This is a genomic window from Microvirga tunisiensis (assembly GCF_009296175.1).
In the GTDB taxonomy this organism is placed as follows: domain Bacteria; phylum Pseudomonadota; class Alphaproteobacteria; order Rhizobiales; family Beijerinckiaceae; genus Microvirga; species Microvirga tunisiensis.
The window spans coordinates 1-8,384 of sequence record NZ_VOSK01000272.1 but is presented as its reverse complement, the minus strand read 5'-3'; the positions used below and the strand labels follow the sequence as shown (position 1 = coordinate 8,384).

The 8,384-nt window shown below is 58.4% G+C and carries 6 protein-coding genes and 2 pseudogenes; 6 read left to right on the top strand and 2 right to left on the bottom strand.

Going from position 1 to position 8,384, the window contains the following annotated elements; all coding sequences use genetic code 11:
* The first annotated feature begins 260 nt into the window (after positions 1-260).
* The 5 genes and pseudogenes from FS320_RS33260 to FS320_RS33240 all read left to right on the top strand — a co-directional run bounded on the left by FS320_RS33260 (position 261) and on the right by FS320_RS33240 (position 5,420).
* Positions 261-1,877 (top strand): sugar ABC transporter ATP-binding protein, encoded by a 1,617-nt coding sequence (locus tag FS320_RS33260; RefSeq protein WP_152716686.1) that lies wholly within the window; start codon positions 261-263, stop codon positions 1,875-1,877.
* A 62-nt stretch (positions 1,878-1,939) separates the two neighbouring features.
* Positions 1,940-3,236, top strand: a pseudogene (locus FS320_RS33255) (ABC transporter permease).
* A gap of 77 nt (positions 3,237-3,313) precedes the next feature.
* A complete protein-coding gene (locus tag FS320_RS33250) occupies positions 3,314-4,273 on the top strand; it encodes a substrate-binding domain-containing protein (protein ID WP_152716685.1) in 960 nt (319 codons plus the stop codon).
* 61 nt (positions 4,274-4,334) lie between these two features.
* Positions 4,335-4,895 (top strand): DUF1349 domain-containing protein, encoded by a 561-nt coding sequence (locus tag FS320_RS33245; protein ID WP_152716684.1) that lies wholly within the window; start codon positions 4,335-4,337, stop codon positions 4,893-4,895.
* 252 nt (positions 4,896-5,147) lie between these two features.
* Positions 5,148-5,420, top strand: coding sequence for a DUF2312 domain-containing protein (locus tag FS320_RS33240; RefSeq protein ID WP_152716683.1), 273 nt, complete (start codon positions 5,148-5,150; stop codon positions 5,418-5,420).
* A 122-nt stretch (positions 5,421-5,542) separates the two neighbouring features.
* On the opposite strand, the gene recA is transcribed toward FS320_RS33240, so the two are convergent.
* A complete protein-coding gene (recA, locus tag FS320_RS33235; RefSeq protein ID WP_244627551.1) occupies positions 5,543-6,583 on the bottom strand; it encodes a recombinase RecA in 1,041 nt (346 codons plus the stop codon).
* Positions 6,584-6,822: 239 nt separating this feature from the next.
* Between recA and FS320_RS33230 the strand changes: the two are divergent.
* A pseudogene (locus FS320_RS33230) lies at positions 6,823-7,792 on the top strand (3'-5' exonuclease); the annotation flags it as partial.
* 155 nt (positions 7,793-7,947) lie between these two features.
* On the opposite strand, the gene FS320_RS51020 reads toward FS320_RS33230, so the two are convergent.
* Complete coding sequence (locus FS320_RS51020) at positions 7,948-8,211, bottom strand: transposase (protein ID WP_420846782.1); 264 nt, start codon at positions 8,209-8,211, stop codon at positions 7,948-7,950.
* Positions 8,212-8,384: the final 173 nt, after the last annotated feature.

Below are 8,384 nucleotides of genomic sequence, written 5' to 3'. Positions count from 1 at the left end.
ACTTCGCATCTGGTACCGAGGCCCCGTCCAATGGGGATCAATCCACTTGCAGATCCCGCACCGCTTCGAAGTGCCGTCACAAGAGACGGCAGGCCAACCGGTCAAAATCACTGTGTCGAGGATCTAGCATGTTACTGATGATAATGGGCCCGCCAAGGGCCATGCTACTCTCGTCCAATGCGGCTCCCTCTTAGGAGGCGATCTTGTCTGATGCTGAGAAAAGAGAAGATCAGATCGATCCTTCTGTCAGCGCCTTGGTCATGCAAGGGGTAAGCAAGACATTTAGTAAAATCGACGTGCTTCGGAGCGTTGATTTTGACCTTCGAGCCGGCGAAATCCACGCCCTTATGGGTGAGAATGGGGCTGGAAAATCCACACTCATGAAGATCGCCGGCGGGATTTATCATAACTACCGCGGCGAGATGGCGGTCTTCGGTGAACCAGTGCGGTTTGCCAGCCCGCGGGATGCCTCCAAGGCTGGAATCGCCGTGATCCACCAAGAACTCAATCTTGTCCCTGCCATGACAGTTGCGGAGAACATTTTCCTCGGGCACGAGAAGGTGCGCGGGCTATCCTTTCTCGTTGACAGGAAGGCCCAGGCATGCGCCGCAGCGGGCATCCTCAACACACTCAACTTTCAGGCCTCTCCCCACGCCCTCGTGAGCAATCTGCGTATCGGCGAGCAGCAACTCGTCGAGATAGCGAAGGCACTGGCGCAGAATGCACGCATCCTCGTCATGGATGAGCCGACCTCCGCGCTGTCGGTACCGGAGGCGAAGCGCTTGCATGCCATCATTCGCCGTCTCTCATCGCAAGGGGTCAGCATCGTCTATATCTCACATCGGATGGAAGAGGTGTTCGACCTCGTACAGACCATTACCGTCCTGCGTGACGGAGCGGTCGCAGGTCGCCTCCCCGCCACCAGCGTTTCACGTCGCGATCTGATCCGCCTCATGGTGGGTCGTGACGTTCAGGAATTTCTGAGTCTCCGCACCAAGGAAGTGACGCAAGAGCCGGATCTAGGCCCGAAGCCTCCCGTCCTATCGGTGCGCAATCTCTGGCTTACCCATCCGAAACCCACGGTGAGCCGCCCGCGTCTCATCGATGGGGTTTCCTTCGATGTCGCCGAAGGCGAGGTGCTGGGACTTGCCGGGCTGATGGGTGCTGGACGCAGCGAGGTGCTTGAAACAATCTTCGGCGCGCAGACGACGCCTTCCGGTGGCCAGTTCAGGATCAACGGACATTTGGTCACGATCGGCTCCCCGGCTGAGGCAAAGCAAGCTGGACTTGCGCTCGTGACGGAGGATCGAAAGCGGGACGGGCTTGTGCTCGACGCCGGGGTTGATTTCAACCTTACCCTTCCAGTGTTGAAGCAGCTTGCCGCGGCGATGTTCGTCTCTCGAAAAGCTGAGAATGACCTCGCAGTGCGGCAGATTCGATCTCTCGGAATCCGGGTCCAAGGCCCACGGCAGGCCGCCGGAACATTGAGTGGTGGCAACCAGCAGAAAGTGGTCCTAGGCAAATGGCTCGAAACCGGTCCACGCGTTCTGCTGCTCGATGAGCCTACACGCGGCATCGACGTGGGCGCGAAGGCGGAGATCTACCGCCTAATCCAGGATCTGAAGGAACGCGGGCTCGCGGTGGTCTTGGCAAGTTCGGAGCTGCCGGAGCTGATGGCTTTGAGTGACCACATCCTGGTGCTGCGGGAGGGGCGACCCACCGCTCTGTTGAAGAAGAACGAATTCTCACCTGACCTCATCATGGACTACTCGTCGCCGGGTGGCGCGGTGCAGTTGGTGTTCCAGAGAGTCGTAGGAAACGTTCCTGAAGCTGAATCCGTAGCTAGAATTACGGCCGGTCGCAGAGCTGGCGTCTAGAAGAACGACGATTGGAGGAGCCCGTGGCATCCCGAGTTCCCGCGGAAGCGGTTAGCGCTTTCCTGCTCCGAACGAAGCTGTACTGGAGCCTGCTGATCCTGCTCGCCATAGGCATCATCACATCTCCCGTGTCTTCCAAGGGAGGCAACATTTTTCTGAGTACCGGAAACCTGTCAGATGTGCTGCGGCAGGTGTCGAACAATGGGATCGTTGCAGTGGGCATGACGCTCGTGATCCTCACTGGTGGCATTGATCTCTCTGTCGGCTCGATCATGGCGCTTGGCTCAGTAATCTGCGCCATGCTGCTCACACACGATGAGAGAACGAGCGCCACCCTCCTGTCATTTCCGATCCTTGCCGTAGTTTGCGCCTTTTGCGCGGCCTGGGGGGCCTCCCATTTGATGAGCTTGCGCGATCGCGCAACTGGCATAAAGTTGTCAAGCACCCACCGTGCACTCGCCAAGGGGCTCACAGGGTTGGTGGCTGCGCTTGCAGCTTGGTGGCTTGCAGCCGCGCAGGTACCGAGCAAGTTCGGTGTCATCGGCGTCCTCATTGTGGTACCGGTGGTGGGCCTCGCCGTTGGGTGGCTTAACGGGCTCATCATCACCAAAGGCCGCCTGCAACCATTCATCGTGACGCTTGCAATGATGGTGGGCGTGCTCGGGATTGCCCGGGTCGTGGCCGGTCAGGACGCAGCGGTGCATCCGGTTTACACAGGCACCAATGCAACGGAAGACTTCGACATTCTCCGCTCCCTGCTCTACCGCATTGTGCCAGTCCCAGGCCTGTTCTTTCTTGCCGTTGTCGTCCTGTCTGCGACGCTACTGCGAGCCACCACCTTCGGTCGGTATGTCTACGCCATCGGCGGCAACGAGCAAGCGGCACGCCTCGGGGGTGGAAGTCGACCGGGTGAAAATCGCGGCCTACGCAATCTCTGGCTTCCTCGCGAGTCTAGCCGGCGTCCTGTACACGGCCCAATACAGGCAGGGAAAGCCTGATGCTGGCGTTGGAATGGAGCTTGATGCTATCGCGGCCGTAGTGATCGGTGGTACGAGTCTGATGGGTGGTAAGGGTTCGATCGCCGGTACCTTCGTCGGCGTGCTCATCTTTGGATTCCTGAGCAACATTCTCCAGCTCAACAACATCGACAGCAACACACAACTTGTCTTGAAGGGCGGCATCATCCTTGCCGCAGTACTCGTGCAGGAACGATCTCTCGGCGATCTTTTCAGCCTCAAGTATCTGTTCAGCCGGCGATCAGACCTCCCCATAGCCACAGAAGCCCACTATGACTTCTCACCGCAGCAAACCGGAACGTCGGCATCAGCAACCGAGAGGCGGTTGGCGGACCATCCATGATATAAAGGGGGATCAGGACAGCATCTACAGCAAACAAATGCAAAACCAAGGCTCGAACTAAGTGATGGGAGGAAACCATGGAACGCAGGACTTTTCTCAAGACCACTGCCAGCGGTCTTATCATGGCCGCTTCGCCGCTTCGCTCTGCATTCGCGCAGGAGAAGAGATTCCGCCTCGGCTTCTCGCAATCGACAACGCTCGAGCCGTGGCGCGTTCAGTTCAACAAGGACATGAAGCGGGAGGCCGATATGCATCCTGAGGTCGATCTTCTGATCTCGGATGGTCAGGATAAGACCGAGAAGCAGGTCGCAGACGTCGAGAATTTCATCCGGCAGGGTGTGGATGTACTTCTGGTCTCACCCAAGGAGTCAGCTGGTCTTACGGGTGTGACCTTGAAGGCAATCGAAGCTGGCATTCCAGTCATTGTGCTCGACCGGAACGTGAATACTGACAAGTTCACCCAGTTCATTGGTGGTGATAACGTGGTGATTGGGCGCGCGGTTGGCGAATATGCGGTAAAGGCGCTCGGAGGTTCCGGTCAAGCGAAGGGCAATATGGTGGAAATCTGGGGTGGCTTTGGCACCCAAGCCTCACATGACCGCTCGAATGGCTTTCATGAGATTGCCGACAAGGAAAAAGGCATCAATCTCGTCAACGAGAAGATCGACTGCGACTGGAAGCAGAACAAGGCCTACGATCTAATGGCTAACCTGCTCAAGGCTCACGAAGAGATTGACTTAGTTTATGGCCACAATGATCCCATGGCGTACGGTGCCTACCTCGCTGCGAAGGATGCCGGTCGGGAAAAGGACATCAAGTTCCTCGGTATTGACGCAATTCCAAACGAGGGCGTTCAATGGGTGAACAAAGGCCAGCTAACGGCAACATTCCTCTATGCAACCCCCGGGGCGGAGGGCGTTCGTCAGGCGCTCAAGATTCTTAGAGGCGAGAAGGTGCCGAAGACCATAACCCTACCGACAGCCACGGTCGACAAGAGCAATGCTATGCAGATCCTCAAGGAGAATGGCCTCGGCTAGGCACCTCTCACCGGTGCGGGCGTTGCCCGCACCACGCTTTTCTTTGCATTAGAGACTGATCATGCACTGGCTCAATGAGCCGCCCTGCTGGCGGACTGATGGCAACACGCTACACGTCACCACGGGCGAGAAGACGGACTTCTGGCGCGAGACTCACTATGGCTTCATCCGCGATGGCGGGCATCTCTACTTCGAACGTGCCGGAGGTGATTTTACTGCGGAAGTGACCGTCGCAGGATCCTATCAGACGCTCTACGACCAAGCTGGGCTCATGTTGCGCATTGATGAACGCAACTGGATCAAAGCCGGACTAGAATTCGTGGGCGGCAAGCGCCTGTTAAGCTGTGTCGTCACGAGAGAGGCGTCCGACTGGTCTATCGTCTCAGGGTTTGACGCTCCGGAGGTGCTTACTATCAGATTGACCCGGCAGGGTACTGCTGCGCGCGTAGAGTGGACTTCAGGGCACGGCGCGGCCTTCGAGACCTTTAGGCTTGCCTATTTCCCTCTTTCCGACGAAGCTCTGATCGGCCCAATGTGCTGCTCGCCGCAACGAGCCGGCTTCCAAGTCCGCTTTGATGGCTTCAATATTGAACCTTCGGCAGTCGATGAGTTTGACGATTGATCGCCGGGTTGTGGGAAGAGCTGCATCGTACAATTGTTAAGCGTAGGTTTGAACGGAGGACTTTAGCCGCTCGATTCGCGAGTATTCTCCCTGCAGAACACCGCACGCGCTTACACTGTTGTAAAGCCTCTGAAATATCCCCGCCCCTGGCATTCCCTGGTGACCTCTTCCTGCGTGCAGGGTGCGCCGGATTAACGGAGCGCTTACTCCGGTGCCGGATAGTGCCAGCCTACGTACGGCAAAGGAGATGCTATGAGTGACATCGTTGGAGTTCCCGGCAACCGGATCCGCTCGTTCGTGGAGCGTATCGAGCAGATCGAGAACGAAATCAAGGAGCTGAATGAGGCCAAGAAGGAAGTCTTCTCCGAGGCCAAGGGCGAAGGCTTCGACGTGAAGATCCTCAAGGAGATCATCAAGCTGCGCAAGCAGGATCAGGACGAGCGTGACGAGTACGACAGTCTCCTCGATGTCTACATGCGCGCTATGGACGAAGCCGACCCCGCTCCTGTCGCCGAGGCGGCTTGATAACGATTTAGACACCTCAGCTTACGAGAAGGCCGCCTACAAAGAGGCGGCCTTTTTACTTGTCCGTATAACGCAGGGCCATCTGACGCGCAGGGAGAGGGATTCTGCTTCAGGTGTTATGCTCAGGCTGCATCCTCCGATACACCCACATCATCGTTGCCTTGCAGCTCCGCGATCAGCAGACCGGCATTCTGGCGGATCTTGCCTTCGATCTCGGCCGCGATCTCGGGATTGTCCTTCAGGAAGGTCTTGGCGTTTTCACGACCTTGGCCGAGGCGCTGGCTGTCATAGGAGAACCAAGCGCCCGACTTCTCGACCACGTTGGCCTTCACCCCAAGGTCGATCAGCTCACCCATCTTGGAGATACCCTCGCCGAACATGATGTCAAACTCAACCTGCTTGAAAGGTGGAGCAACCTTGTTCTTGACCACTTTCACCCGCACCTGGTTGCCGATCGGCTCATCCCGGTCTTTCAGGGTCGAGGTCCGGCGGATATCGAGGCGCACGGAGGCGTAGAACTTGAGTGCGTTGCCGCCCGTCGTCGTCTCCGGCGAGCCGTACATGACGCCGATCTTCATGCGGATCTGGTTGATGAAGATCACCATCGTCTTGGTGCGGCTGATCGAACCGGTGAGCTTGCGCAGGGCCTGGCTCATGAGGCGGGCCTGAAGACCAGGACGGCTCTCACCCATCTCGCCTTCAATCTCAGCCTTCGGCGTCAGAGCCGCGACCGAGTCGATGACGAGAATGTCTACGGAGCTTGAGCGAACGAGCGTATCGGCAATCTCAAGCGCCTGCTCGCCATTGTCAGGCTGAGAGATCAGGAGATCATCCAGATTTACACCGAGTTTGCGGGCATAGACGGGATCAAGGGCATGTTCGGCGTCGATAAAGCCGCAGATGCCACCCATTTTCTGAGCCTCGGCGATAGTTTGGAGCGCGAGCGTCGTCTTACCCGAAGACTCCGGCCCATAGACCTCGATGATTCGGCCGCGCGGCAGACCACCGACGCCGAGTGCGATGTCGAGGCCCAGCGATCCGGTGGAGACCGTCTCCACTTTGACAACCTGATCGCCGCCCAAGCGCATGATCGCGCCTTTGCCGAACGCCCGTTCAATCTGACTGACGGCAGCCTCGATCGCCTTTGTCTTATCCATACTCATCCTAAATCCAGTGCTTAACGGAAGAGCCGGATCCTAAGGATTTATGTGGCGAAGGAAAGAACAAATAACGAACATATTGTCGCGAATATGCGCGAAGAGGTAAGCTCAGCCATTGCGAACAAACCGGGAGAAAGCATCTATAGTGAGCCAACAGGAATGATTCGACCGTGCCCGCGAACCCTACCTATCTGGAACAATTGAACTCGCGGCAGCATCAGACAGTGGAGCACGGTGTCCTGGCCAGCCACCATTCTGGGCCGCTGGAGGTGAAGCTGACCCGGCGCAACATCCCATTCGTGAAGTTCGGCGGCCTCAAGTTCCTCCTCACGATGCTCCGGTTTGTCCAGAACCCGCGTGATCGTGTCGCCGGCTTCCGGCTGATGCAACTCCTGCCGGGCGTTGGCCCGACTTCGGCTCATCGCGTGCTGGACCGCATGCATAATGCTGTGGATCCGATCCAGGCTCTGATGGAAGCCCCTGCCCCGCCCCGAGCGGGAGATGGCTGGCACTCCTTCGTGAATGCGATCGCGCAGGTTCGCGCCGGTACAGAGGATGGCCGGCCGAGCTTGAGCAGGTCCGGACATGGTATGAGCGCACCTCAAACGCATCCATGAGGATGCCGAAACCCGTAAATCCGACCTTGTCCAGTTGGAACAGATCGCGGCCGGCTATCGCTCCCGCGAGCGCTTCCTCACCGAACTCACGCTCGATCCACCGGATGCCACAAGCGATCAGGCTGGTGTACCCCTGCTCGATGAGGACTACCTGATCCTGTCGACAATCCATTCAGCCAAGGTCCAGGAGTGGAAGTCAGTGTTCGTCCTGAACGTGGTTGATGGTTGCTTCCCATCGGATCTCGGCACTGGCACCACGGCGAAGGTCGAGGAGGAACGCCGGCTGTTGTACGTCGCCGTGACCCGGGCTAAGGACCATCTGCATCTCATCGTGCCGCAGCGGTTTTTCACGCACCAGCAATCCGCCACGGGCGATCGCCATGTCTATGCCGCCCGTACCTGCTTCATCACCAGTGCGCTCCTGAAGCTGTTTGAGCGGGTATCATGGCCCGTGGCTTTGTCGGATCCGGCAACTTCACCAACTGCGACAAAGGGAGTTCGCATAGATGTCGGCGCGAAGATGCGGGGCATGTGGCGACAGCCAGGGCTACCGGCTCGGTTCTCTTATTCCGAGTCTCCTGGTCAAGCCCGTTGAGCGGCCCTTTGCGTTCGTTCGGCTGATATCACCTATCGGGTCATGGTTCTCTGCGCGGTCGGAAGACATCGCCGCAACAGTGCCCGCGCGATGGCTGCTGCCTCGTCCCGACATGGGACGTCGTCCCGCCCGATCGGGTGGATCTCTTAGGGGGTCTATCTCATGCGGGCTGCCCTTCCTGGCGGGACCACCGGAAGTCCGTACTTGGAGATCCGACCGCTTCGGTCGATCTCGCCCGACTGATACCGTCGTGGATTCAGGCTAAGGTAAGCCCCTACGCTGATGACACTGATATAGGCCAACGCGACCAGAGAGCCGACACCGGGAGCCGTCATCAGGCGTCGGACCGCCTGATCCTGGCGCGCCAGCCCCATGAGGCGACGGGTGAGGATGCCGATTTGCCGGCTGACCTCCTCCAACGCTGTCAGGAGGGCCTCAACAGCATCCTTCAGCGGCCCATTGCCACTAGATCCTCGGCCCAGAGGATTTGACGAGTTGGGGATGGCGGAGGAGGGGCAGGCCTTCAGGGGCGACCAACACCTCGATGCTTCGCGCCACTCCGGGCTGACGGCGGATCAAGCCGGCGCGTTCC

Bases quoted from the DNA above. Each gene is read 5' to 3' on its own strand.
- FS320_RS33250 (WP_152716685.1), top strand. From the start codon at position 3,314: ATGGAACGCAGGACTTTTCTCAAGACCACTGCCAGCGGTCTTATCATG.
- FS320_RS33240 (WP_152716683.1), top strand. From the start codon at position 5,148: ATGAGTGACATCGTTGGAGTTCCCGGCAACCGGATCCGCTCGTTCGTG.
- FS320_RS33245 (WP_152716684.1), top strand. From the start codon at position 4,335: ATGCACTGGCTCAATGAGCCGCCCTGCTGGCGGACTGATGGCAACACG.
- FS320_RS33260 (WP_152716686.1), top strand. From the start codon at position 261: ATGCAAGGGGTAAGCAAGACATTTAGTAAAATCGACGTGCTTCGGAGC.
- recA (WP_244627551.1), bottom strand. From the start codon at position 6,583: ATGAGTATGGATAAGACAAAGGCGATCGAGGCTGCCGTCAGTCAGATT.